Below are 24,464 nucleotides of genomic sequence, written 5' to 3' on the forward strand. Positions count from 1 at the left end.
GTCTGGCACTCCGCTCATTCGATGTTCCGGCCTTCCGGTCCTGCCCACCCGACCTACCCGACGCGGTGCCCGTTCAGCGCTTCCGGAAGGCCACGTCCAGGTTGGGGACCTCGACGGAGGCGTGCAGGGTCACGCCGTCGGCCGGCTCGACGCGGGCGGCGATCAGATCGAGTACGGCGTTCGCGAGGCGGATCTTGGTCTCGTCGGTGCGGCCGTGGAGCAGGCCTATCTCGATGTGCAGGACGGCGTGGCCCTCGGTCCGGTCGCCGATGACGAAGTCGTCGACGCGGCGGAAGCGGGTCTTGCAGGCCTCCGGGCGGGCGTCGACGGTGGCGACGACGATCGGGTGCAGGGCGAGCGCGAAGGCCTGCCGGTCGAAGGCCGCAGCGAGCGTGCCGGAGTAGTCGACGGTGATCTGCGGCATGGGGGCAACTCCTCGGAGAACAGCGGGGGCTGGGGACGTCGGCTGGTACGGAGGGAACGGTAGCCGAACACGACCCCGGGGCACGGTGCGGCTGCGGAGCGGAACTTCCGGGACCGAGCCCCGGGTCGATCCCCGTAGCAGCGGGTCAGCGGGTGACCGGCGAGAAGTGCGCCGATCCGGTCGAGGAAGGCTGAGCAGGAGCTCGCCACCGAACGTTATTCGCACATTTGCTCGATTAACGTTACGCTCTCCCCATGGCCGTACACCTGCAAAGCTCGCTTTTCGACCAGGGGGCCGAGGTCGAGACCGGCCCCCTGAGCGGAGTGCGGCGTACCGACCTGGGGTACGGAGCCTGGATCGACGTGCTGCCGCAGTGGCTCCGGGGCGCGGACACCCTGTTCGAGACACTGGTCCGCGAGGTCGACTGGCGCGCCGAGCAGCGCGTCATGTACGAGCGCGTGGTGGCGGTCCCCCGGCTGCTGGCCTTCTTCGGCCGCCGCGACCCTCTTCCGCACCCGGCCCTGGAAGCCGCCCGCACCGGGCTGGGCGAGCACTACGCGGCCGAGCTGGGCGAACCGTTCACCACGGCGGGGCTGTGCTTCTACCGGGACGGGCAGGACGGGGTGGCCTGGCACGGGGACACCATCGGCCGGGGGAGCACCGAGGACACGATGGTCGCGATCCTCTCGCTGGGAGCCCCCCGGCACCTCGCGCTGCGGCCCCGCCGCCCGGGCCCCGCCCCCGTCCGCAGGACGCTCGGGCACGGCGACCTGATCGTCATGGGCGGCAGCTGCCAGCGCACGTGGGAGCACGCGATCCCCAAGACCGCGCGGGCCGTCGGACCGCGCATCAGCGTGCAGTTCCGGCCCGACGGGGTGCGCTGAGCCCGGCGCCCGATGGGCGCGGACCCTTTCTCGTCCGCGCAGCTGCTCGTCCGGCGGTGGGCACGCGGTGCGCCCCGACCGGGAAGACCGGCCGGACCGGGCAGGCCCTGCCGTCGACCGGAACCGGGTGACCCGAACCGCCCGTGGGGACCGTCATCCCTCGCCGCCCGTGAACAGCACCCGTGAACATCACCCGTGGCCGGCACCGTTGTTGACAACCCAACAGACATCGACTTAGGTATGCCTTACCTAAGTCGACTGGGTGTCCGTGGTTCTGGTTACCGATGCCGAGAAAGGTGCTCATCTCATGAGTGCTGTTCCCTCCACCCGTACCGTCGCCCGCGCGGGCCTCGCCGCGTTCGCCGCCGCCGCGCTGGCCCTGACCCTCGCCTCCCCCGCCGCCGCCGCGACGGGTACCCGTACGGTCACCGACGGGGCGCCACCTACAACCTGTCGCTCTCCGGACCCGACACCGCGGCCGCCGCAGGCGCCAACATCACCGTCACCGGCAACGGTTACAACGCCGGACAGGGCGTCTACGTGAGCCTGTGCGTGGTGAACGGCGCGCAGGGCGCCAACAAGCCCTCGCCGTGTCTCGGCGGCCAGGACCAGTCCGGCACCACCGGCGCCTCGCACTGGGTGTCCAGCCTGGGCGGCGGCCTCCCCAACACCTCACCGTTCGGCGCGGGCGGCACCTTCAGCGTCCGGATACACGTCAAGGCCGACCTCGGCGGCGGGAACGTCTGCGGCGACACCGTCGAGTGCGCCATCGTGACCCGCGCCGACCACACCGACACCAACGACCGCAAGTACGACGTCCACGCGCCGATCAACTTCGTGTAACGCCGACCGGCCGCGAGCGGTACCGCACAACTCCGCCCGGCCCGTCGCTGCCCAACTCACCTGGGCAGCACAGCCATTCGCCCGGCTCCGGCCGCTGGGGAGTGTCCGCCGTATCGCCGTTCGCCCGCCGCGCGGGCCGGACGAGACGGTGCGGACACGCCCCGGCGCCGGGGCCGGGCTCCCCCGCGTCGTGACGAGGAATGACATGACATCCACTCCGGGCACCGCTCCCGGCACCCCGCCGAGCGGCCGCCGCAGACTCGGCCGCCGCAGACTCGGACGCCCGGCGGGGACGGCCGCCGTCGCCGCCCTGCTGCTCGCGGCAATCCCCACGGGCGCGGCGGTCAGCGCCGACGCCGGCACCCCGAAGACCGCCACCGGCCCCCAGGGGCAGAAGCTGACCGCCTCGGCCACCACCGGACTCGACCCGGCCGGCGAGAAGGTCCGGGTCACCGGCGAGGGGTACGGCCTCGAATCCGGCATCTACGTCGCTCTGTGCAAGGACAACGGCGACGACCGGGTACCCTCCCCCTGCCTCGGCGGCGCGGACATGAGCGGCGGCTCGAAGACCTCGCAGTGGATCGTGCCCCCTGGCGACCCCTACGAGGGTGACCTCGCCCGCCCCTTCGGGCCCGGCGGAACCTTCGACGTGGAGATCGAGATCTCGGCGAAGGGCGACGGCCTCGACTGCGCCGCGGTGGCCTGCTCCCTCGTCACCCGGGCCGACCACCGCTCCAGCGGCGACCGGTCGCAGGACGTCCGCATACCCGTCGCCTTCGCGGGCCAGGGGCCGGGCGAACCGGGCGAGGGCGTCGACGTGCCCGCGGGGACCGTCTCCTACAAGGCCGCCGCCGACTTCACCTCGGCCGGCAAGCCGCTGGACCTGCTGCTGCACCCCGACTCGAAGAAGCTGTACGTCGGCGCGGACAACCTGCCCGACACCGCCGACGTCGACGAGCGCGGCCTCTATGTGCTGAACCCCGGGGACGGCAGGGCCGAGAGCTGGATCAGCCAGGCCCCCGGACCCACCGGGGAGGTGCGCGCCTCGGCGGCCGCCCGCATCGCGGGACCGCTGCCGGGCGACGGCGTCGTCTACAACTACCCGCTGCGGGGCGTCGGGAGCGCCAAGGCCGGTGACGAGAAGGCCTCGGGCGTCTGGCTCACCGGGTCCACCGTCACCGACATCGCCCCGGGTACGACCCCGGCCACGGTACTGGTCGCCCAGGGCGCGAAGCTCTCCGAGATCGACCGGGCCACCGGAACGGCGACCCGGAGCCTCACCCTCCCGGGCGGTGCGCAGTTCGCCGCCGATCCCGCCCGGGGCGTGCTCTGGTTCAGCGACTTCGCGGCCGGGCAGGTGCACCGGGTGGACCTCGCCTCGTTCGCGGTCACCGCGTCCTTCGAACTGCCCAGCGCCCAGGGCATGGCCGGATTCACCGAGACGGACCCGGCCACCGGCGCGGTGTGGGTCGGCGTCGACCGGTCCGTGCTGGTCCTCGACGCCGCGGGCAAGCCGCTCAAGACGCTCGTCGGCGCGGACCTGCCCCGCGACGCCGCCTTCGACGCGGCGACGGGCCGGGCCTACGTCGTCTGGCAGGACGGCGGGGACCTCTCCGATCCGGCCGACGACAACAACGGCACGCTGACCGTGTACGACACCGAGGACTTCGCCGTGGCCGCGAGGGACCTGTCACTGCCCGGCAACCACTCCCAGTCCGGCGCGGCCTCGCTCGCCGTCGAACCGGGCGGGGCCACCGTCTTCGTGACGAGCCCCGCCGAGGGAAAGATCACCAGGCTGGTCCGGCAGGTCTCGCCGCTGGTGACCCGCGCGCCGGCCGACCTGGCGGCCGAGGACGGCCAGGAAGTCACCCTCACCGCGGCGGCGGAGGGCTCCCCGGAGCCCACGGTCCGCTGGCAGATCAGCGCCGATGGCGCGCAGACCTGGAAGGACGTCGAGGGCGCGACCGGGCCGGCCCTCACGTTCACCGCGAGGACCGCGCAGGACGGCTACCGCTACCGCGCCGAGTTCCGCAACGACGTCGGCACCACCCGCACCTCGGCCGCGACGCTCACCGTCACGGCGGCAGCCACCGGTGGCGGGGAGACGGGCGGCGACAGCGACGGCGATGCCTCGACCGGCGGCGGCAGCACGGAAGGTGACGCCACGACAGGTTCCGGCACGACAGGTGGCGAGGGCGGTACGCGGTCGGGCGGCGGCTCCACCACCGGGGGCTCCGGCTCCACCGGTACGGCCGACGGCTCCGGCGCGTCCGGCAGCACCGGCTCCGCCGTCGGCGGCGGCACCGGCGGCGGCACCGGGGCCGTCACCACATCCGGCGGCGGCAGCCTGGCCGCCACCGGGGTCACAGTGGTGTCGGCAACACTCGTGGCAGCGGCGCTCGTTGGCACCGGGCTGCTGGTCCACCGGCGTACCAGGAGGCGCACGAACGGAGCGTTCTGACCCTCGGGGCCGCCCCGCCCCTCCAGGCGGGCGGGGCGGCCCCGAAATCCTCCTCGCGGACGGCACGTTGGCGGTCTTCATCGGGGCACGGTGAGGAACGACCCGTAAGAAATTGGTTGGACTGGACCAAGCCCTCGTGTGCACACTCTCAGCCCGGCCCCGCCCGACTGGGCACGGCCCGCTCCAGGAGAGGCACACATGCCCGTCATCGAGGTGGCAGACCTCGTCAAGGAGTTCAGCCGGCCCAGACGGCAGGAGGGCGCCTTCGCGGGCATCCGCACACTGCTGACTCGTGAACAGGTCGTCAAGCGTGCGGTGGACGGTGTCGACTTCACGGTCCAGCAGGGCGAGATGGTCGGCTATCTCGGCCCCAACGGTGCGGGGAAGTCCACCACCATCAAGATGCTCACCGGCATCCTTGTACCCACGTCCGGCACGGTCACGGTCGCCGGCGCCACGCCCTGGCGGGACCGGTCCCGCAACGCCCGCCGGATAGGCGTGGTCTTCGGCCAGCGCAGCCAGCTCTGGTGGGACCTGCCACTGCGCGACTCGCTCTGGCTGATCGGCCGTCTCTACGACGTGCCGCAGGACCGGTTCCGCGAGAAGCAGCGGCAGTTCAGCGAGGTGCTCGACCTAGGACCGTTCCTCGACACCCCCGTCCGCCAGCTCTCCCTGGGCCAGAGGATGCGCGGCGACCTCGCCGCCGCGATGCTCTACGACCCCGACATCCTCTACCTGGACGAGCCGACCGTCGGGCTCGACGTCATCGCCAAGGAGCGGATACGCACCTTCGTCGGGGAACTGAACCGCGAGTCGGGCACCACGGTCGTCCTCACCACCCACGACCTCGACGACGTCGAGGAACTCTGCGACCGGATCATCCTGATCGACCACGGCAAGGTCGCCTACGACGGCGCGGTGGACGAGCTGAAGAGCCGCTACGCCCCGCACCGCGAACTCGTGGTGCAGACCGACCGGCTGGAGAGCGTCGCGGGCGCGGAGGTCGTCCGCCGCGAGGGCGGCAAGGTGTGGCTGCGCTTCGACCCCGTCCGCACACCACCCGCCGAGCTGGTGGCCGCGGTGCTGGCGCAGCACCGGGTGACTGATCTGTCGATCGTGGAACCCGAGCTGGAGAGCGTCATCCACCGGATCTACGCGGACCGCGGATGACCGCCCCGACGGCCCGCGCCGCCGTGAAGCCGGCGTCCAGGACGCCGCTGCGGGCCCATCTCGCCTGCGCCCGCATCGAGTTCCGCGCCGCCCTCACCTACCGCACCGCCTATCTGTCGTCCTTCGCGATGATGCTCCTCCAGATCTGGTTGCTGACGGTGGTCTGGAAGGCCTTCTACGACGGCCGTGAGCAGGTGGACGGACTCAGCCTCACCACCATGACGGCGTACGCGACGCTGACGACGCTCCAGTACCAGCTCGTCAGCCCGTGGCGGTCCTCCCCCATCGACCAGCGGGTGCGGGAGGGCAAGGTCGCGGTGGACCTGCTGCGGCCCATCGGCTTCCCCGGGCAGATGCTCGCCGGCCAGCTCGGGTGGGCTTCGGCCGCGGTGCCGGTCCTGCTGGTGGCACTGCCGTTCGCGTTGCTGGTCGGCGCGGGCCAGGCACCCGCCTCGGTGGCCGCGGGGTTCGCCTACCCGGTCGCGCTGATCGGCGCGCTGCTCGTGAACCAGCTGCTCGGGCTGCTGCTCGGCATGGTCTCCTTCTGGACCCTGGAGGTGAGCGGCGCCCTCATGGCCTACCGCTTCGTCGCACAGTTCTTCTCCGGGGCCCTGATCCCGTTGTGGTTCATGCCCGGCCCGGTCCGGACAGCCGCGGAATGGCTGCCTTTCCAGGCCACCGCGTACACCCCGGCGGCCGTCTACCTGGGCCGGGCCGAGGGCGCCGGCATCGCGGCCGCCCTCGGGGTCCAGCTCGCGTGGATCGCCGCTCTCGGCGCACTGGCCGCGTTCGTCTGGTCGCGCGCCCGGCGCCGCGTCATGTCGCAGGGGGGATGACGGATGATGCGAGGTCCGCGGGTCTATCTCCTGCTGGCCGGTGCGGCGTTCCGCGCCGAGTTCCAGTACCGGGGGAACCTGTTCATCAACATCATCGGCGGCCTGTTCTACCAGGGCGTCGGCCTGGCCTTCATCTGGGCCGTCCTGGATCGCTTCGGGCAGGTCGGCGGCTGGGGCCTGGGGGAGATCGCCTTCCTCTACGGCATGAGGCTCACCGCCCACGGCCTGTGGCTGCTCCCCGGTCACCAGCTGATCCACGTCGACGAGGTCGTCATCGAGGGCGAGTACGACCGCTATCTCGTCCGTCCGGTGCCGCCGCTGGTCCAGCTCCTCACTCGCAGAGTGCGGCTGAGCTCGCTCGGTGACCTGGCGGGCGGTGCGGTTCTCCTGTCCATCGCCTCGACCTCCGCGCCGGTCGACTGGTCGCCGTCGGCCGTCTGCTTCCTCCTGCTCGCGGTGGTGGGCGGCGCTCTGGTGGAAGGCGCACTGCAACTGGCTGCCTCCGCACTGGTCTTCAGGATGAAGAGGGTCTCCCCCATCAAGTTCGCCATCGACATGATCTTCAGCGACTTCGGCAACTACCCGCTGAAGATCTTCGGCCCGGTGGCCGGCTTCGGGCTGACCTTCGTCTTCCCGCTGGCCTTCGTCGCCTATCTGCCGGCGACCGTGCTGATGGACCGGGAGGAGGAACTCGCCGTACCGGAATGGCTCGCCTGGGGCACGCCGGGCATCGGCGTCGCGCTCATGTACGCCGCGTACCGCTTCTGGGAGCGGCAGTCCCGCCATTACGAGAGCAGCGGGCACTGAGCGGACCGCGCCGGCGCGGAGCTCCGGGCACGGGCACGGGCACGGAATCTGCTGCTCACCGACTCATCCGGCTGACCCCAGGGGCCGGGACCGCCCGCCTGCCGGTTCGCGCGTTCCCCAAGGAGCGCACCTGAACCAGGCCGCCGCGAGCCGCTGCCGACGGCGGCGCAAGCGCTTACCGTCTGTCGCTCCATCACCATCTGTACCCACAGGACGACATCGGATGCTTCCGGCCCATCGGCGGCGTCTGGACCGAGCCGTCTGAACTTCACGGGAACTCCAGCGAAATGGCACGTGTGTGGATATCGTGCACCGAGCGAGGGCGCATCCGTCAGTCCATGTGATCGGCGGATGCGTCCTGTTTGTGGGGGTGCGACTGTGACTGGGGGGTCCATGGGGCATGTCGAAATACCTGATACCGACCTGACCGGGCCGGTGGGGCTCCGGGGCGCACCGCGCCCCCGCACCGCCGCGTCCCGGAACCGCACGGCGGCCCTGGAACAGCTGTGGAGGGCTCCGACAGCACAGCGCGACCCGGCCGGCCGGACGCCGGCCCGGCGGAAGCGGGCCCCCGGCCCGGCCCTCGCCGCGCTGACCGACCTGCTGGGCCTGGCCGGTCCGGCCTGGCTGCTGCTGCGCGCCGGCGACCAGCCGCGCCCGGTGGCGGCCGCCGTGGTGGCGGGGCTCCTCTGGGCCGGGCTGCGCGGCGTCCGAGGGCGGTACACGGACCGGTCGGGGGCCGGGCCCGGCAGCGCGCTCGGCCCGGCCGGGGACTGGCTCGTGCTCATCGGCCTGCTGGCCGTCCTGCACACGGCGGCGGGAAGTCCGGTGGACCCGGCCACGGCCGTCGTGGCCGTGACACCGGGGCTGCTCATCGCCACGGCGGTGGCGGGGCTGCGCCGGTGGCAGCGCTCCGGACGACGGGGCCACCGGGTCCGCCGGGTGCTGCTGGTCGGCGAGGCCTCGGACGTGGCCCGGGCGGCCGACTTGCTCAACTCCGGGACGGGCCACGGCTACTGCCTGGTCGCCGCGATACCCGTGGGCACCACCCGACTGGAGCTGGACGGGGTGCAGGTGCCGGGGCGCCTCGCGTCCTGCCCGGCCGACGACGACGTGACGACGGTGCTCGGCGGGGTCTACGCCCACGCGGCGGACCTGGTGCTGGTGGCTCCCGGGCCCCAGCTGACCGGGGACCGGCTGCGCCGGCTCGGCTGGGGGCTGCACGACGGGGGCGTCGCCCTGTCCGTGGTCTCGGAGCTGTCCGGGGTGGCGGCCGAGCGGGTGCGCCCCGCCACCGCGGCCGGGCTCACCCTGCTGCACATCGCACCGCCGCTGCGCGGGGGGCCGCAGGCAGTGCTGAAGAACGTGCTGGACCGTACGGGGGCCCTTTTCGGACTGCTGGCCCTGACACCCCTCCTCCTGGCGGTGGCGCTCAGCGTTTGGCTGTCCTCGCGGGGTCCCGTCTTCCATCGGCAGGTCCGGCAGGGGCAGCACAACCGGCCGTTCACCATGTGGAAGTTCCGCACGATGGTGGCGGACGCGGAGGAACTCAAGGCGCGGCTGGCCGCGGCCAACGAGGCGGACGGCCCGCTGTTCAAGATGCGCGGCGACCCCCGGGTGACGCCGGTCGGGCGGCTGCTGCGGCGGACGTCGATCGATGAACTCCCGCAGTTGGTCAACGTGTTGCTGGGCCAGATGTCGCTGGTGGGCCCGCGGCCGCCGCTGCCGGAGGAGGCCTCGCGCTACGATGAACGGGAGCACCGTCGGCTCACCGTGAAGCCGGGCCTCACGGGCCTGTGGCAGGTGAGCGGCCGCTCCGATCTGACCTGGCAGGAGACCGTCTCGCTCGATCTCTGGTACGTCGACAACTGGTCGGTCGCCGCCGACATGGGACTCCTCGCCCGCACCGTGCGCGCCGTCACCGACGGCCGCGGGGCGTACTGAGGACGGGGGGCGTGCGGATGCGGGGAACACAGCCGGTTCGCCGCCGCGAGACACCTCTCGGCGGCGAACGGTCACCGTGCGGGCTGGAGTTGGCCGAGCCACCAGGCGTACGTGCGGGCGATGCCGTCGCGCAGCGGGATCCGCGGCGTGAAGCCGAGGGAGGAGAGGCGGGTGACGTCGAGCAGCTTGCGGGGCGTCCCGTCGGGCTTCGACGTGTCCCAGCCGATGCTGCCCCGGTATCCCGTCACCTCCCGTACGGTCTCCGCGAGTTCGCGGATGGTGAGATCGTCGCCGCAGCCGATGTTAACGGGCTCGTCGCCGTCGTAGGCCTCCAGCAGGGTGACGCAGGCGGCGGCGAGGTCGTCGACGTGGAGGAACTCGCGGCGCGGGGAGCCGGACCCCCACAGGGTCACCTCGGGGGCCCCGTCCCGCCGCGCCTCGTGGAAGCGGCGGATCAGCGCGGGCAGCACGTGCGAGGTCTCCAGGTCGAAGTTGTCGCCGGGCCCGTAGAGATTGGTGGGCATGGCGCTGATGTAGGAGGCGCCGTACTGCCGCCGGTACGACTGGATCTGGACGATTCCGGCGATCTTGGCGAGGGCGTAGGCCTCGTTGGTGGGCTCCAGCTCGCCGGTGAGCAGCGCGTCCTCACGGATCGGCTGGGGCGCGAGCCGGGGGTAGATGCACGACGAGCCGAGGAAGAGCAGCCGCTCGACCCCGGCCGTGTGCGCGCCGGCGATCACGCTGAGCTGGATGCGCAGGTTGTCCTCCAGGAACTGCACGGGATACGTGCTGTTGGCCATGATCCCGCCCACCTTGGCGGCGGCCAGCACCACGGCGTCCGGGCGCACCTCCTTCAGATACGCCCCGGTCCGCGCGGCGTCACGCAGGTCGAGGAGGTCGCGGCCGCGGGTGAGCACCTCGTGGCCGTCGTCGGCGAGGCGGCGGGCCACCGCCGAGCCGACCAGGCCGCGATGGCCCGCGACGAATATGCGGGAGCCGGGACGGAGTAGGGAGCGGTCGGATTCCTGGGAAGGGACGGGAAGTTCGGTCGTCATGGCTCGGATTGTGCCAGCAGAAGGGAACTGCGGTGACACTTCGCCGCAGAACGTCCCAATTCAGATATGTCGGTGAACGTCGCCGCCGAGGCGATCAGCAGAGAAGGGGGAATCGTGGCGAAGACCGCGCTCATCACCGGAGTGACCGGCCAGGACGGTTCGTATCTGGCCGAGTTGTTGCTCGACAAGGGGTACACGGTGCACGGCCTCATACGCCGCTCCTCCAGCTTCAACACCGAGCGGATCGACCACATCTACCAGGGACCCGAGGAGCCGGAGCGCTCCTTCGTCCTGCACCACGCGGACCTGTCCGACGGGGTGGCCCTGGTGAACCTGCTGCGCGACATCCAGCCCGACGAGGTCTACAACCTGGGCGCGCAGTCGCATGTGCGGGTGTCCTTCGACGCCCCGCTGTACACCGGTGACGTCACGGGCCTCGGCACCATGCGACTCCTGGAGGCGGTCCGGGCCAGCGGCATCGAGACCCGGATCTACCAGGCCTCGTCCTCCGAGATGTTCGGCGCCAGCCCGCCCCCGCAGAACGAGGACACCTCGTTCCACCCGCGCAGCCCGTACAGCGTGGCAAAGGTCTACGCCTACTGGGCCACGGTCAACTACCGCGAGGCGTACGGCATGTTCGCGGTGAACGGGATCCTCTTCAACCATGAGTCGCCGCGCCGGGGCGAGACCTTCGTGACCCGGAAGATCACCCGGGGCGTCGCCCGGATCAAGGCCGGGCTCCAGGACCGCCTGCACCTGGGCAATCTGGACGCGGTCCGGGACTGGGGGTACGCGCCGGAGTACGTGGACGCCATGTGGCGGACGCTCCAGTGCGACACCCCCGACGACTACGTGGTCGCCACCGGTGAGGGCGTCAGCGTCCGGCAGTTCGTGGAGTTCGCCTTCGACCACGCGGGGCTGGACTGGCACGAGCACGTGCGCTACGACCCGAAGTACGAACGCCCCAGCGAGGTCGACGCGTTGATCGGTGACGCGTCGAAGGCCGAGCGGCTGCTGGGCTGGAAGCCCGAGGTGAGGTCGCGCGAGCTGGCCCGCATCATGGTCGACGCCGACATCCGCCGACTGGACGACCAGCTGAGCGGCGCCGCCGTCCGGGTGGACAGGTGAACGGGCCGGGCGGCACGTTTCCGCGCGCACACCCGGCGGACCCGCCCGGCCCTACGGCCGCCTCCACCGACGGCGCCCTAGCGGTGCCGTTCACCGGCGCCCGGACCGCATCCTCGGTCACCCCCAACTCCCGGCCGGCGCCAGCCGCGCCCGCGCTCGGGACGATCACCGGCGCGACCGCCGTCTCCACCGATCCGTCGGTGGAGCTCACCGCGCCCGCACCGGGCGGAGCCCTCGGCTCCGCCTACTCACTCGCTCGACCGGCGACGGGACGGACAGTCCCGCGCGTCCGATCGGGCGAGGCAAAATCCGCGGCCTCCAGGCCGCAGCTCGAATCTCACCTTCGGAGCTGAATGATGAACGGAAGTACGGGGCAGAGAACCGGAGGACGCGGCCGTGTACGGGCCGCTTCCGCCGCTCTCGGCCTACTGGCCGGAGCCCTGACCGCGACCGCGGCCGGGACCTCTCCGGCGGCGGCGCTGACACCACCGGTCGCCATCACCGCTGACGACCTCACCACCTGGCAGACCAACGGCATCGTCTGGGCGATGGCCGCCGGAGACGGCGTCGTCTACGCGGGCGGCACCTTCTCGACCCTGCGGCCCCCCACCGCCGCCCCAGGAACGGACGAGCAGCCCGCGGTGAACTTCGCCGCGATCGACGCGGCGACCGGGGCGCCCACCGACTGCTCGCTGTCCTTCACCATCTCCTCGGGGACCGCGACCGTCCGATCCTTGGCACTGTCCCCGGACGGCGAAACGCTGTACGCGGGCGGCCAGTTCGGGGCGGTGAACGGCGTCGGGGTGAGCAACATCGCGGCGATCGACACCGAGACCTGCACGGTCAGCAACACCTTCAAGATCGGAGTCTCGGCGACCGTGCGGGGACTCGCCGTCACCGACGACACGGTCTATCTGGCGGGCGACTTCACCACGGTCGGCGGGCAGACCAGGAGCCACTTCGCCGCCGTCACGACCGGAGCCGCGCTGCTGCCCTTCACGGCCAACGCCGACGAGGTCGCACGGGCCGTCGAGGTGACCCCCGACGGGCAGAACGTGCTGCTGGGCGGGGACTTCTTCCGGATCAACGAAACGAACACCCACGCCCTGGCCGTGGTCGACGCCACCACCGGACAACTCACCAAGTCGTACCCGGGGTTCATCCACGACAACTCCACCGTCCAGGACATCACCACCGACGCCACCGGCTTCTACACCGGCAACGAGGGCACCGGCGGCGGGGTCTTCGACGGCCGGATCGCACTGGATCTCGACGACTTCGACCAGCGCTGGCGGGACACCTGCCTCGGTGCGACCCAGGCGGTGCTGGTGCACTCGGGCGTGCTGTACAGCGGCAGCCACGCCCACGACTGCGCCAGCATGGGGTCCTTCCCCGACCAGCCGCGCAAACATCTGCTGGCCCAGTCGGTCGACGACCCCGAACTGCTCCCCTGGTTCCCGGACACCAACGACGGCATCGGCGAGCCGGTCGGGCCGCGCGTGATGAGTCAGGCGAGCAGCGGAGGCCGCCACTACCTGTGGGTGGGCGGCGAGTTCACCACGGTAAACGGCGACCGGCAGCAGGGGCTGACCCGGTTCGCGGACGGCCCCGACACGGGCGCGCCCTGGGTGCCCAACGTCAGCCTGTCCACGCTGACCCCGGGGCGGATCGACGTGAACTGGCAGACCAGCTTCGACACCGACGACGGTGAGCTGACCTACCGGATCTACAAGGACGGCTCGAACACCCCGGTCCACACGACGACCGGCTACTCGGTCTTCTGGGACCGGCCCCAGCTGACCTGGACGGACACCGACGTCGCACCCGGCGAGGAGCACTCGTACCGGATCAGCGTGACCGACGGCACCAACACCAGCGCCAAGTCCCCGGCCCAGACAGCGACCGTGGCCGGCTCGACGGAGGCGTATCCGGCCCGGGTCAGGTCCGACGGGGCGAGCCTCTACTGGCGCTACGACGAGGGCACGTCCACCTTCGCCCACGACAGCAGCGGGAACCTGAACAACGGCTTCCTGCGCAACGGCCCCGCCTACCGGCAGACCCCGGCGGCGGTCGCCGGACCCTCGACGGCGATCGGCTTCAACGGCACCGACGACTACGCGTACAGCAACCGGCTGCACGCCGCGCCGACCCGGTTCTCGGTGGAGACCTGGATCAGGACCACCACCGACCGGGGCGGGAAGATCATCGGCTTCGGGAACCTGACACAGCAGAACAGCACCCGTCACGACAAGCACGTCTACATGCGCAACGACGGGCGGCTCGTGTTCGGCGTGCAGAGCAACGGGGCACGGACCGTGACCACCTCGGGCGCCTACAACGACGGCAAGTGGCACCACGTCGTCGCCACCCAGGGCCCCCTGGGGCAGGGCATGTCGCTGTACGTCGACGGGCAGCTGCGCGCCTCGAACATCCTGGTCTCCAACAACGAGAACTACCCCGGCCACTGGCGGGTCGGCGGGGACAACCTGTCCGGCTGGCCGAACCGCCCGACGAGCAACTTCTTCGCCGGGCAGATCGACGAGACCGCCGTCTACCCGACCACGCTGACCTCTTCGCAGGTCAGCGCGCACTACGCCCTGAGGAATGGCTGATCCGATGAGGAACCCGTTCCTGGCCGGCGCCGTCGTCGTCCTGACGACGGCGGCGCTGGCCGCCTGCGGTTCGTCCGCCGGCGGGAACGGTCCGGAGGCCGCGGGCGCCCAGCGCCCCGCGGCCTCCGGGCCCGCCGCCCCCGGTCCGTCCGCCGGCACGCCCACGGCACCCGCCACGCCCGCCGCCGGGGAGCCCGGGCGCCGGCCACCGCCGCCGGCCCCTCCGCCCCTGCCACGGGCCCGAAGACACCGTCCGACGAGATCACCCCGGCCACCGGGACGTTCACGAAGAAGCAGAAGGAGTACCTGGCGGACCGGGTACCCAAGGGCATGGACCCGGCCGCGGTGCTCCAGACCGGCCAGGAGGCGTGCGACAAGCTCCGCTATCTGGTCAAGGCGGACCGGGACACCGCCGTCGGCGCCATCGCGACGGGCGAGATCCCGGACGGGGCGGACGCGGTCGCCGGGCTCTGCCCCCAGCACCAGGACCTGGTGGACGAGGCCGCGTACGCCTACCCCGACGGCACGCACACCGGGAAGAGGCTCCGGCCGGGCGTCTACCGGTCCGCCTCCCCCACCACGGCCTGCTCCTGGCAGATCGCCGGGACCGGTGGCAAGGAGCTGTCCGCGGGCACGTCCGACACCGGCGCCTCCCGCACGATCACGGTCCCGAAGTCCGCCCGCACGTTCACCTCCACAGGCTGCTACGCCTGGCTGCCCGAAGGAGCCGAGGGATGACCGCAGGAAAGCCGAAGCTGCCGATAGCCGTCGCGATCCCCACGAAGAACGAGGGCCTGAACATCGCGGAAGCGGTGAGATCGGTGCTCGGCCACTTCGAGGCGGTCGTGGTGGTGGACTCCCACAGCACCGACGACACCGTCAAGATCGCCGAGGAGTGCGGGGCCGAGGTGATCACGTACACCTGGGACGGGGGCCACCCGCGGAAGAAGCAGTGGTGCCTGGAGAACGTCCGCACCGACCTGGACTGGATCCTGCTCCTGGACGGCGACGAGCGGCTGAGCCCCGGGCTGCTGGCCGAGCTGCGGGAGACCTTCCGGGACCCATCGGCCCCGAAGCCTGCCGCGTACGACATACCGCTCGGCTACTGGTTCTCGGGGAAGCGGCTGCGGCACGGATACACCATCCGCAAGCGGTCGTTGACCGACCGGACCCGCTCCCACTATCCGGAGGTCGGGGATCTCGACGCCCCCGGCATCGGCGAGGTGGAAGGCCACTACCAACCGGTCGCGGCGACGGTGGGGACGCTCACCCACCCCATCGAGCACCAGGACCTCGATCCCGTGACCGCCTGGTTCGAGCGGCACAACCGCTACTCGGACTGGGAGGCGTGGCTGGAGCAGCACCCCGGGGTGAAGGAGCAGGTGCGCCAGGTCAAGTCGCGCCAGGGGCAGTTGTTCCACAAGGCGCCGTTCAAGCCCGTGGTGTCCTTCGCCTACATGTACCTCTACAAGCGGGGTTTCCTGGACGGCCGGGCGGGTTTCGACTTCGCGCTGGCGATGAGCTTCTACCGCTGGCAGATCGCGCTCAAGTCGCGGGAGAAGCCGTTGCGTTGACGACCAGGCCGCTCACCACCCCCGCCTCCGGCGGACCACGTCCTCGTAGGTCCGCCGGAGGGTGGCGGTGACGGCCTCGATGGTGAACCGCTCGTTCACCAGCTCCCAGGCGGCCTTGCCCGCCTGCTCGGCGGCCTCCGGCTCCAGCAGCTCCAGGATCGCGTCGGCGACCTTGCGGGCGTTGGCCGCGTCCTCGCCGACCCGGCTGTCGATGACCCGGCCCGACCCCGCCCCGGCCACATCGGGGGCCTGGCCGCAGGTGCGGGTGATGACGACCGGGGTGCCGACCGACATCGCCTCCAGCACCGAGACCGGGAACGGCTCCTCGATCGCCGGCAGCACATACACATCGGCCTCGCGGTCGGCGGCCAGGACCTGATCGTGCTCCAGCGGACCCACGTGGTCGAGGGAGTCGGCCACCCCCAGCTTCTGGGCGAGGGCGAGGGTGTCGGCCAGCGCGCCGGTGTCCGGCCCGGCCAGCACGAACCGGGCGTCCGGGTGGCGGGCGAGGACGTGGGGCATCGCGGTGACGAAGTCCTCGGGCCGCTTGCGCTCCTGGATCCGGGCGAGGAAGAGCACGGTGGGCGGACGGCCGGGGTCGCGGGCGGGCTTGCGCTCCTGCGGGCGCACCCCGTTGACCAGCCGTACGGTGCGGGTGAGCGGGACGGGGGCGGCGACGGCGTTCACATCGACCCGCTCCATCTCGGTGAGGTGCAGGACGGCGTCGGCGTCGCGCAGCACCTTGCGGACCCCGAGCAGGTCGGTGAGCTGGGCAACCCTCTTCTCGGTGGGGTCGATCATCCCGTGGGTCTGGACAACCAGGGGCGTTCGGGTCGCGAGCGCCAGCAGCGCCGCGGGCAGGGTCACCAGGTCCCGCATCAGATGGACGTGCACGAGGTCGGCGCCACGCATCATGCGGCGCGCGGTGTTCAGCAGCGCCGCGGAGGTTATGCCGCTGACCTCGAACATCGGGAGCAGGTGCCGCGCCTGGAAGAGGTGGACCGGAACCCCCTCGACCTGGCGGGGCAGTTCACCGTCGGGAAAGCCGTCGCCGAGGGCCATGACGCGGGCGTCGTCCCCGGCCGCGCGCTGGACCCTGGACAGGTTGAACGCCACCCGGGTCGGACCGCCGAAGGCGTGGTCCGGAGTGTGGAGCGTGACAACATGCAGGATTTTCACCGGAGTTCCCCTCGATCACGGCCACTTGTTCACAGAGTAGCCATCACCCTCCCTCACGTGGGCGGATTCGTTAGAGTGTGCAGCGGTTCACTGATCCCTGGGGGGCGCATGACGTCGGTGCACACGTCGGCGCGGGGGGAGGCCGACCGCGTGGCCGCTCGTCCGGCGCGGCCGGGAGCTCAGGGCGGCCCCCCGGAGCCGCCCGAGCGGCCGATCGCCTGGTCGATGCTGTCGCGGGCGCTGTCCGTGCCGCTCATCCTGGGGCTGGTCTGCTTCCTGCCCGCGGTGATCGCCGCCCAGCCCGGCAGCGGGGTCCGGGACACGGCCTACTGGCTCCAGCTGGTGCTGACCTGCTACGCGGGGGCCCGGCTGGCGACGATGATCCTCTCGACCCGGCGGCGGCTGCTCCAGGGCGTCTTCTGGATGTTCGTGTACATCGCGATGGGCGTGGCGCCGTTCGCCCAGGTGGTGATCGGGCAGACGCCGACGCCGATGGTGGGGCCGCGTCAGGACCTGGTGACCGCGATCGCGATGATCCTGGTGGGGTGTGCGGCCTACGACCTGGGGGCGCTGTTGGCGTCGCGGCGTCCGCTGCGCCGCCGTACCCCCTCCGCACGGGGTTCGGGCGGAGGGCCGGCCCGGGCGCATCCGGTGCGGCTGCGGCTCCTCGTGCTGCTGGCGTTCGCGGCGAGCGCGTTCTACGTGCTGAAGCTGGGCGGGCCCGCGGTCTTCTTCTCCAGCCGGCAGGAGATCAACGAGACCGTCGCGGCGAGCGGGGTGGTGACGGAGGGGTCCAATGTGGGCTCGGCGTTCATCAAGGGCTTCGGCCAGGTCCCGGCGCTGCTGGCGCTGCTGTTCTACACCCGCAGGCTGGCGACCTCCCGGCGGGCCCGGCGCACCCCGTCGACGGTGCTGGTGTGGGTGGCGCTGGCGGCCTTGAACCTCGTGGTGAACAACCCGGTCTCCAATGCCCGTTACTGGTTCCTGACGGTGCTGATGGCGTTCGTGTTCACCGCGTTCCCGAGCAGTGCGGCGTTCTACCGCACGGTGCTGACGACGGGGGTGGTGGGGGCGTTGGTGGTGTTCCCGTACGCGGACAAGTTCCGGTACGAGGAGGGGGGCGAGCGGCCCGTGCAGTCGGCCTCGGTCTTCGATCCGCTGGTGACCAAGGACTACGACCAGATGGTGATGTTCGCCAACACCATCTCGTGGGTGGACACCCGGGGGCACACCTACGGCCGCCAGCTGACGGGCTCCGCGTTGTTCTTCGTGCCGCGCGCGGTGTGGAGCGGGAAGCCGGAGGACACCGGGGTCCGGGTCGGGCAGTGGATGGGGCTGCGGATGACCAACCTCTCGGCCCCGCTGTGGACCGAGTTCTGGGTCGATCTCGGTCCGGCCGGGATGGTCGGCGGGCTGGCGCTGATCGGCTACGCGTCGGCCCGCACCGACCGCAGGTACGCCCTCGCGGTCACCCGGGCGGGGCCGGGGGCCGACAGTGTGCTGGCGATCGCGGCCCCGCTGATCGCCGGATACACCTTCATCCTGCTGCGCGGGCCGCTGTTGCAGGCGGTGGGGAAGCTGGCCATCGCGGCGCTGTGCCTGATGCTGATCACCACGTTCAGGGAGCAGCGGGCAGCGCGTCGGCGCTGACGGGTTCCTGGGGCGCGGGCCCCCGGCGGCGGAGCCGGGCCACCCTGGTCCAGGTCGCGATGGCCTTGCAGAGCGAGCCCAGGGCGAGCCCCCAGGCGGCGCCCGGGACGCCCCCGATGACGTAACCGCCCGCGAGGAGCGCCACGGCGGTGAGCGAGAAGACGACCTGGATGGAGAGCGTGGTGCGCGGGTCGAGCATCCGCAGGGCGAGCAGCCCGCAGGTGCCGACGGCCATCGCCGCGTACTGGCTGCCGGTCGCGGGGAGCAGGGCGGCGGCCTTGGGCCAGGTGTCGCCGAGCAGTTCGCGTCCGGCGCGCGCGGGCAGCAGGGCGAGCACGGTGGCCCAGAGGGCGGCGGTGGCCGCGAGGACGGCGGCGAGGGCGGCGGTGGCCCGGACCCGGCGGCGTTCGTCGGCGATGCGGCCGAGCAGCGGGGGGCCGAAGGAGGTGGCCGAGGTGTAGAGCACGTTGAGCGGTCCGAACAGGGTGGTCGCCCCGCGCAGCGCGCCGACCAGGAGCGGATTGCCGACCGCGCCGAGGCCGAGGACCGACAGCTGACCGGTCGCGTTGCCGACGCCGAACTCGACGGTGAAGCGCTGTCCGAGATGGCCGCGCCGCAGCATCGGGCGCAGTCGGGTCCGGGCCCCCGCGGTGGCCCGGTGGAGGAGGACGGCGGACAGGAGCAGGGCGGGCAGCGCGGAGAGGCCCCAGGCGGCGATCAGGCGCGCCGGGGACACGCCGTAGCCCTGCGCGGCGAGCGCCCCCAGCACGCAGGCGAGCCGCAACAGGTCGGCGGCCAGGGCGAGGTGGGGGCGCTGGAGGGCGGCGAAGGCGTACCGTCCCGCGTCCTGTCCCAGCACCACGGGCAGCACGAGGCCGAGCATCATCAGCGCGCGGGCGGTGTCGCCTGGGACGAGGAAGCAGACCGCCGCGAGCAGCGCGCCGAGGGCGGCCGAGGCGAGGACGGTGAAGGCGAGCGCGGACCGACAGGCGCCCCGGGTCTCCTCCCCCGCGCCGCGCTTGAGGACCAGCGGCTGCCCGGTGTACGCGCCCGAAACGCCGAGGAGCACCGTGAAGACCAGGTAGACCGCGGAGAAGCGGGCGAAGTCGGAGACGGTGGAGAGCCGGGCGGCCGCCACCAGTACCAGGATGTTGGTGAGGGCCGCCACACCTTGGTCCGCGACCGAGCAGAGGACGGCGGTGCGGGCTCTCACCTGCGCGCGGCCGGCTGGGTGAAGGCGCGCAGGCCGAGGGTCTCGGTGGGGTCGCCGGTGGTCCCTGGAGCGTCCGGCCCGGCGGTGGGGGCGGGGCCGCCGCCACCGCCCCGGCGTCGGGTCGGCTTCGCCCGTCGCTCCGCGCGCCGCAGCCGCCTCCGGCCGGGGTGGAGCAGCGCGCCGAGGACGGCGCCGCCGGAGGCGCCGATGATCTCGCGGATGCGTTCGAGGTCGCTGCGGTGCACCTCGCGCGGGTCGCAGACGACCATGACGCCCTCCACCCGGTCGACCAGGGCGACCGCGTCCGCGTAGGACAGGACGGGCGGGGCGAGGACGATGACGACGTTGCCGGCACCGTCCGCCTCGGCGACGATGCGGCCGACGGGCGGGGAGGTCAGGGCGCGCGGGACGTTGTCGACGGTGGTCCCGGGGATCAGGGCGAAGGCCCCGGAGCCGGGCACGTCCACGTTGGTGCGACCGCCGGCGGGCCAGCCGCCGCCCTCCTCGGCGGCCCAGCGGGGCGGGCGCACCTCGTGGGAGCCGGAGCCGAGCTCGCGGGCGAGCGAGGGGGTGCGCAGGTCGGCCTCGACGAGCAGGACGTCGCGGCCCATCTCGGCGAAGGCGGCGGCCAGGTTGGCGGCCGCGGCGGCGGCCGCCGTGTTGTCGCCACGGGGGGCGGTGACCAGCAGGCGGCGGCTCTCGGCGAACGACGGGTCGTAGGCGAGCCGGAAGGCGACGGCGCGGTACTCCTCGGCCAGCCGGGAGGTGCCGCGTCCGATGGCGAGCAGGGTGCCCGCGGCGGCGCGTTCCCGGGGCAGGGTGCCGAGCAGGGGCGCGCCGAGCGAGCGGACCAGTTCGCGGGGGGAGCGTACGGCGGGGTCGAAGACGAGGCGCACCCAGGAGAGCAGCAGTCCCAGGGCCAGGCCGACGACGCCGCCGAGCCCGAGGAGCAGGGGCAGTCCGGGGCCGGTGGGCGACGTGGGGGCGACGGGCTTCTTGTTGAGGTAGCCGGGGGTGGTGTCCAGGGCCTTCAGTTCGGAGATCTTCCGGCTCAGCTCCGAGATAGAGACGATGATGTTGGCGCGGGCGCTGCTGACGTCGTCCTCCGCGCCCGTTCCTGTCTGGTCCTCCAGCAGGTCGCGCCTCTCCTCCAGCGGGCGGAGCTGGGCCCGGTAGCCCTCGGACATGTTCTGGATGCTCTCCAGGGTGCGCGCCTTGCGGTGGGACAGGTAGGCCCCGGCGAGGGCTTCGGCGCGGGCGCGGGCCTGCTCGGGGGTGGCGGCCGTGTAGGAGAAGCGGAGGGTGAGGGTGTTGGGCGGGTTGGTGACCTGGAGTCCGGTGAGCAGCTTGCGGGCGGTGACGTCGTCGCCCGCCTTGAGGAGGGTCCCGGCGGCGAGGGTGCCCACCGTGTCGCTGACGGCGGTCTGGCGCTCGGAGCCGATGTTGATGCCCTTGTCCGCGGTGGATCCGGCGGCGAACGGGTCGGAGATCGCGGAGCGGACGAGCACCTCGCCGGTGGCGGTGTAGGTGTCGTCGCCGCCGAGGGCGAGATAGCCGCCGCCGATGAGGCCGACGACGACTCCGCTGGCCAGCAGGGATCGGTAGCGCAGGAGTTGGCGGAACTGGTCGCGCAGGAGCGCCGGCTCGTCCTGGTCGTCCGGGGTGCGGTGGTGCGACGTCATCGGCGGGGGCTCCCTTGTGGGTCCGGCAGGGCCTCGGCGAGCAGGTCGTCGAAGCGGGCGAGGCCCGCCTCGCGGCTCAGGTGGCGGGCGACGTAGTGCGGGCCCCCGGCCCCGAGGGCGTCGGCGGCGGCCGGGTCGGCGACCAGCTTCCGCACCGCTTCGAGCAGGGCGGCCGGGTCCTCGGGGGCGACGAGGACCCCGGCGCCCGAGCGGCGGACCTCGTCGGCGGTGCCGCCCTCGTCGGCGACGGAGGCGATCACGGGGCGTCCGGAGGTGAAGTAGGAGGTGAGTTTGGAGGGGACGCTCATGTCGAGGACCGAGGCGCGCTGGGTGACCGCGAGGACGTCGGCGGCGGCGAGGACGTCGGTGAACTCCTCGGCCGCCGCGGGCTCCAGGAAGTCCACGTTGGCCAGTCCCTCGGCGCGGGCGCGCAGGGCGTCGCGCTGGTTGCCGTCGCCCATCAGGACGACGCGGACGTCGGGGGCGAGGCGGGCGGTGTCCACCAGGACGTCCAGCCCCTGCTTGAGCCCCATGTTGCCGGAGTGCAGGACGACCGGGGCGCCCTCGGGCCAGCCGAGCCGGGCGCGGGTCGCGGCCCGGTCGGCGGTGGGGGCCTGCACGTGGGTCCAGTTGGGGACGAGGCGGATACGCCCGGGGTCGACGCCGAGAGCGGTGACGCCGGGGACGAAGCTCTCGTGGATGACGCCGACGAGGGCGGCCCCGCGCAGTGCGTACCGCTCGGCGGCCGCGGCGACGGTGGCGGCCCTGCCTCCGCCCCGGATGCCGCTCTGGGCGGCGGCGGCGCCCATCAGGTCCTGCACGACGGGCAGGTGGGGAACGCGGTGGCGACGGGCGAGGCGGGCTCCGATGACGCCGCCCGCGAGGCTGGGCATCTGGGAGATCACGGCGTCGGGGCGTCCGGGCGGCGGGGCGAACAGTCCGGTCGCGAGGACGCTCGCTTCGAACGAGGCACGTCTGAGAGCGGTTTGACTGGGCGGCACATAGTGCCGGCGCCGGTGCACGCCGACGCCGCCGCGTATCTCCACCGTCCTCCAGACGCCCCGGTACGTCTCCTCCAACCGCCAGGAGGGGTAGTGCGGCATACCGGTGAGCGCCCGGACCCGGGCTCCGGACGCGGCCCAGTGCTCGGCCAGTTGCGTGGCGTACGGGCCTATGCCCGTGAGCTCCGGTGCGTAGTTGGTCGAAACCACCAGAAGTCGGCGGCCTCGGATCGGACTGGGCCTTGGTGCTTCGGACATCGGACGATCGCCTTCCCCCCACGACAGCCGCTGCCCCCACCGGGGAACAGCCCCTGCCGAGCTTATCCGTTCACGGCTTGCACAAGTGTTCTTCACAGTAAGGTCGGTGGAACATCACCGGATCACGTTCACCGTGGGGGGAGAGATACGGATGGTGCAGCACAGGGTGGGTTACGCACCCGGGGTGTACGACCTGTTCCACGTCGGGCACCTCAACATCCTGCGGCATGCCCGCAGTCAGTGCGACTACCTGGTCGCAGGGGTCGTGTCGGACGAGATGGCCGCCCTCGCCAAGGGCCACACGCCGGTGATCCCGCTCCGCGAACGACTGGAGATCGTCCGCAGCGTGCGCTTCGTGGACGCCGCGTTCGTGGAGACCGTGCCGGACAAGGTCGAGACCTGGCAGCAGGTCCGGTTCGACGTGATCTTCAAGGGAGACGACTGGCGGGGCACGGACAAGGGGGAGAAGCTGGAGCGCGACTTCGCCGAAGTGGGCGTGGAGGTCGTCTACTTCCCGTACACCGTGCACACGTCCAGCACCCAGCTGCGCCGGGCGCTGGACGTGCTCGTCAACCGGCCCGGAGCGCTTTCAGCTCCCTGAACCACTTGGCGAGGAAGGCCGCCAGGAACACCGCTTGCACCACCGCGAGCACGGCGTACCCGGCGCGGAAGGCCCCGGGTGCGCCGAGCAGCAGGAACACCAGGCAGAACACCCCGTAGTCGGCGGGCAGCAGCGCCACGGCCCGCACCCGTGAGACGGGCGCCGCCGCGTCCGGCGCCGCCCAGGACGGACCCCGGGCGCTCACCGCCGCCTTGCCGAGCTGTTCGCGCAGCAGCCCCGCGCAGAAGGTCACCACCGCCGCAAGCTGGAAGGCCAGCGGCAGCAACAGCCAGGCCTCGGAAGGCAGCTCGCCGAAGCGGTAGAAGGAGATCAGGACCGCGGCGTGGACGAGCAGCAGCTTCCCGCAGTCCACGACATGGTCCAGCCACTCCCCGTCGGGCCCTCCCCTGCCGGTGAGCCGGGCGAGCTGCCCGTCGGCGGAGTCGAAGGCGAAGCCGACCGCCAGGGCCGCCCAGACCAGGACGCCGAGCGCCCAGGACGGCTCGACGAGCGCGACCGACGTCGCCGCTCCATACGTGAAAAGCGCGCTTGTCAGCGTGACGTGATTGGGCGTCATACCCAGGCGGTACGCCCCGGCCGCGAGCACCCGCCCGGCGGGCCGGTTCACGTACCGCGAATAGAGCGAGACGCCCTTGGCGCTCTTCTGTGCGCCGCGCAGTTCGCGCAGCACTGTGCCCGTGCTTCCCATACGCCCCCCAGCGTCCGGCATTGCCCGCATCATGGCACGCGCACACCGGCTCGTGGGCGCTTTGGCGGGGACAGGACGGTGTGGGGATCAGACGCGTTCCAGCGGGCGGTGCGGCCCGGAGGGGAGTTCGGCGGCGACCGTGTCGCCCGGGCGGACCACACCGCCCCGGAGGATCACGCTCATGACACCCGCCTTGCGCACGACCGCGCCCGTCGCGTCCCGGCCGACGACCTGCTTCAGCAGCCCTTCCTGGAAGGCCTCGATCTGGAGGCAGGGGTTGCGCAGACCGGTGACCTCGACGACCGCGTCGTCGCCGATCCTCAAGCGGGTGCCGGTGGGGAGGGCGAGCAGGTCGATGCCCCGGGTGGTGAGGTTCTCGCCCAGCTCCCCGGGAGCCCGCACACGGAGCCCCCTCGCCTCCGGGGCAGCGGGG

General features: G+C 72.3%; 18 protein-coding genes and 3 pseudogenes. 13 read left to right on the forward strand and 8 right to left on the reverse strand.

What is annotated here, in order from left to right; genetic code table 11:
* Positions 1–73: 73 nt before the first annotated feature.
* The gene (locus AC3CH1_RS06675; protein WP_488462015.1) at positions 74–424 is read right to left on the reverse strand and encodes a 5-carboxymethyl-2-hydroxymuconate Delta-isomerase; all 351 of its coding nucleotides are present in this window, start codon (positions 422–424) and stop codon (positions 74–76) included.
* Positions 425–678: 254 nt separating this feature from the next.
* On the opposite strand from AC3CH1_RS06675, the gene AC3CH1_RS06680 reads away from it, so the two are divergent.
* The 7 genes and pseudogenes from AC3CH1_RS06680 (at position 679) to AC3CH1_RS06710 (ending at position 9,369) form a co-directional block, all read left to right on the forward strand.
* A complete protein-coding gene (locus AC3CH1_RS06680) occupies positions 679–1,308 on the forward strand; it encodes an alpha-ketoglutarate-dependent dioxygenase AlkB (protein ID WP_488462016.1) in 630 nt (209 codons plus the stop codon).
* 307 nt (positions 1,309–1,615) lie between these two features.
* Positions 1,616–2,151, forward strand: a pseudogene (locus AC3CH1_RS06685) (hypothetical protein).
* 205 nt (positions 2,152–2,356) lie between these two features.
* A complete protein-coding gene (locus tag AC3CH1_RS06690; protein ID WP_488462017.1) occupies positions 2,357–4,612 on the forward strand; it encodes a hypothetical protein in 2,256 nt (751 codons plus the stop codon).
* A 198-nt stretch (positions 4,613–4,810) separates the two neighbouring features.
* Entirely contained in the window at positions 4,811–5,782 is a 972-nt protein-coding gene (locus AC3CH1_RS06695) for an ABC transporter ATP-binding protein (protein ID WP_488462018.1), read from the forward strand.
* A complete protein-coding gene (locus AC3CH1_RS06700; protein ID WP_488462019.1) occupies positions 5,779–6,618 on the forward strand; it encodes an ABC transporter permease in 840 nt (279 codons plus the stop codon). The genes AC3CH1_RS06695 and AC3CH1_RS06700 overlap by 4 nt, the downstream gene beginning before the upstream one ends.
* A gap of 6 nt (positions 6,619–6,624) precedes the next feature.
* Positions 6,625–7,425 carry an ABC transporter permease gene (locus AC3CH1_RS06705; protein ID WP_488462165.1) on the forward strand — a complete coding sequence of 267 codons (801 nt, stop codon included), beginning with the start codon at positions 6,625–6,627 and terminating at the stop codon, positions 7,423–7,425.
* Between the two features lie 393 nt (positions 7,426–7,818).
* Positions 7,819–9,369, forward strand: coding sequence for a sugar transferase (locus AC3CH1_RS06710; protein ID WP_488462020.1), 1,551 nt, complete (start codon positions 7,819–7,821; stop codon positions 9,367–9,369).
* Positions 9,370–9,440: 71 nt separating this feature from the next.
* Here the strand turns inward: AC3CH1_RS06710 and AC3CH1_RS06715 are convergent, their stop codons facing one another.
* Positions 9,441–10,424 (reverse strand): GDP-L-fucose synthase family protein, encoded by a 984-nt coding sequence (locus tag AC3CH1_RS06715; protein WP_488462021.1) that lies wholly within the window; start codon positions 10,422–10,424, stop codon positions 9,441–9,443.
* A 114-nt stretch (positions 10,425–10,538) separates the two neighbouring features.
* On the opposite strand from AC3CH1_RS06715, the gene gmd reads away from it, so the two are divergent.
* From gmd to AC3CH1_RS06735, 4 genes and pseudogenes are all read left to right on the forward strand, one after another.
* The gene (gene gmd, locus AC3CH1_RS06720) at positions 10,539–11,552 is read left to right on the forward strand and encodes a GDP-mannose 4,6-dehydratase (protein ID WP_488462166.1); all 1,014 of its coding nucleotides are present in this window, start codon (positions 10,539–10,541) and stop codon (positions 11,550–11,552) included.
* Positions 11,553–11,905: 353 nt separating this feature from the next.
* Positions 11,906–14,164: a LamG domain-containing protein gene (locus AC3CH1_RS06725; protein ID WP_488462022.1), complete on the forward strand. Its 2,259-nt coding sequence runs from the start codon at positions 11,906–11,908 to the stop codon at positions 14,162–14,164.
* A 4-nt stretch (positions 14,165–14,168) separates the two neighbouring features.
* Positions 14,169–14,902 (forward strand): annotated as a pseudogene (locus AC3CH1_RS06730) (Rv1352/Rv1906c domain-containing protein).
* Complete coding sequence (locus tag AC3CH1_RS06735) at positions 14,899–15,738, forward strand: glycosyltransferase family 2 protein (RefSeq protein ID WP_488462023.1); 840 nt, start codon at positions 14,899–14,901, stop codon at positions 15,736–15,738. The pseudogene AC3CH1_RS06730 and the gene AC3CH1_RS06735 overlap by 4 nt, the downstream one beginning before the upstream one ends.
* A 12-nt stretch (positions 15,739–15,750) precedes the next feature.
* Here the strand turns inward: AC3CH1_RS06735 and AC3CH1_RS06740 are convergent, their stop codons facing one another.
* A complete protein-coding gene (locus AC3CH1_RS06740) occupies positions 15,751–16,917 on the reverse strand; it encodes a glycosyltransferase (protein WP_488462024.1) in 1,167 nt (388 codons plus the stop codon).
* A gap of 108 nt (positions 16,918–17,025) precedes the next feature.
* Between AC3CH1_RS06740 and AC3CH1_RS06745 the strand changes: the two genes are divergently transcribed.
* Entirely contained in the window at positions 17,026–18,567 is a 1,542-nt protein-coding gene (locus AC3CH1_RS06745; protein ID WP_488462025.1) for a hypothetical protein, read from the forward strand.
* Here the strand turns inward: AC3CH1_RS06745 and AC3CH1_RS06750 are convergent.
* Genes AC3CH1_RS06750 through AC3CH1_RS06760 form a run of 3 tightly spaced genes read right to left on the reverse strand, consistent with a single transcriptional unit; the run spans position 18,536 to position 22,721 of the window.
* Positions 18,536–19,780: an MATE family efflux transporter gene (locus AC3CH1_RS06750; RefSeq protein WP_488462026.1), complete on the reverse strand. Its 1,245-nt coding sequence runs from the start codon at positions 19,778–19,780 to the stop codon at positions 18,536–18,538. The genes AC3CH1_RS06745 and AC3CH1_RS06750 overlap by 32 nt on opposite strands.
* Positions 19,777–21,462 (reverse strand): P-loop NTPase family protein, encoded by a 1,686-nt coding sequence (locus AC3CH1_RS06755; RefSeq protein ID WP_488462027.1) that lies wholly within the window; start codon positions 21,460–21,462, stop codon positions 19,777–19,779. Before AC3CH1_RS06755 ends, AC3CH1_RS06750 begins: the two co-directional genes overlap by 4 nt.
* Complete coding sequence (locus tag AC3CH1_RS06760; RefSeq protein WP_488462028.1) at positions 21,459–22,721, reverse strand: glycosyltransferase; 1,263 nt, start codon at positions 22,719–22,721, stop codon at positions 21,459–21,461. Before AC3CH1_RS06760 ends, AC3CH1_RS06755 begins: the two co-directional genes overlap by 4 nt.
* A gap of 151 nt (positions 22,722–22,872) precedes the next feature.
* Between AC3CH1_RS06760 and AC3CH1_RS06765 the strand changes: the two genes are divergently transcribed.
* Positions 22,873–23,322 carry an FAD synthase family protein gene (locus AC3CH1_RS06765; protein WP_265598598.1) on the forward strand — a complete coding sequence of 150 codons (450 nt, stop codon included), beginning with the start codon at positions 22,873–22,875 and terminating at the stop codon, positions 23,320–23,322.
* Here AC3CH1_RS06765 and AC3CH1_RS06770 read toward each other — a convergent pair.
* A complete protein-coding gene (locus AC3CH1_RS06770) occupies positions 23,291–24,031 on the reverse strand; it encodes a CDP-alcohol phosphatidyltransferase family protein (protein ID WP_488462029.1) in 741 nt (246 codons plus the stop codon). The two genes, AC3CH1_RS06765 and AC3CH1_RS06770, sit on opposite strands and share 32 nt — an antisense overlap.
* An 87-nt stretch (positions 24,032–24,118) precedes the next feature.
* Positions 24,119–24,427, reverse strand: a pseudogene (locus AC3CH1_RS06775) (MOSC domain-containing protein); the annotation flags it as partial.
* Between the last annotated feature and the right edge of the window lie 37 nt (positions 24,428–24,464).

It is taken from the genome of Streptomyces sp. MGP-P1 (genome assembly GCF_057766565.1).

Excerpts from the sequence above, each read along its gene's own strand:
- AC3CH1_RS06695 (WP_488462018.1), top strand. The coding sequence starts at position 4,811 with ATGCCCGTCATCGAGGTGGCAGACCTCGTCAAGGAGTTCAGCCGGCCC.
- AC3CH1_RS06680 (WP_488462016.1), top strand. The coding sequence starts at position 679 with ATGGCCGTACACCTGCAAAGCTCGCTTTTCGACCAGGGGGCCGAGGTC.
- AC3CH1_RS06710 (WP_488462020.1), top strand. The coding sequence starts at position 7,819 with ATGGGGCATGTCGAAATACCTGATACCGACCTGACCGGGCCGGTGGGG.
- AC3CH1_RS06760 (WP_488462028.1), bottom strand. The coding sequence starts at position 22,721 with ATGTCCGAAGCACCAAGGCCCAGTCCGATCCGAGGCCGCCGACTTCTG.
- AC3CH1_RS06705 (WP_488462165.1), top strand. The coding sequence starts at position 6,625 with ATGCGAGGTCCGCGGGTCTATCTCCTGCTGGCCGGTGCGGCGTTCCGC.
- AC3CH1_RS06755 (WP_488462027.1), bottom strand. The coding sequence starts at position 21,462 with ATGACGTCGCACCACCGCACCCCGGACGACCAGGACGAGCCGGCGCTC.
- AC3CH1_RS06770 (WP_488462029.1), bottom strand. The coding sequence starts at position 24,031 with ATGGGAAGCACGGGCACAGTGCTGCGCGAACTGCGCGGCGCACAGAAG.
- AC3CH1_RS06700 (WP_488462019.1), top strand. The coding sequence starts at position 5,779 with ATGACCGCCCCGACGGCCCGCGCCGCCGTGAAGCCGGCGTCCAGGACG.
- AC3CH1_RS06745 (WP_488462025.1), top strand. The coding sequence starts at position 17,026 with ATGACGTCGGTGCACACGTCGGCGCGGGGGGAGGCCGACCGCGTGGCC.
- AC3CH1_RS06725 (WP_488462022.1), top strand. The coding sequence starts at position 11,906 with ATGATGAACGGAAGTACGGGGCAGAGAACCGGAGGACGCGGCCGTGTA.
- AC3CH1_RS06715 (WP_488462021.1), bottom strand. The coding sequence starts at position 10,424 with ATGACGACCGAACTTCCCGTCCCTTCCCAGGAATCCGACCGCTCCCTA.
- AC3CH1_RS06675 (WP_488462015.1), bottom strand. The coding sequence starts at position 424 with ATGCCGCAGATCACCGTCGACTACTCCGGCACGCTCGCTGCGGCCTTC.
- AC3CH1_RS06735 (WP_488462023.1), top strand. The coding sequence starts at position 14,899 with ATGACCGCAGGAAAGCCGAAGCTGCCGATAGCCGTCGCGATCCCCACG.
- AC3CH1_RS06690 (WP_488462017.1), top strand. The coding sequence starts at position 2,357 with ATGACATCCACTCCGGGCACCGCTCCCGGCACCCCGCCGAGCGGCCGC.
- AC3CH1_RS06765 (WP_265598598.1), top strand. The coding sequence starts at position 22,873 with ATGGTGCAGCACAGGGTGGGTTACGCACCCGGGGTGTACGACCTGTTC.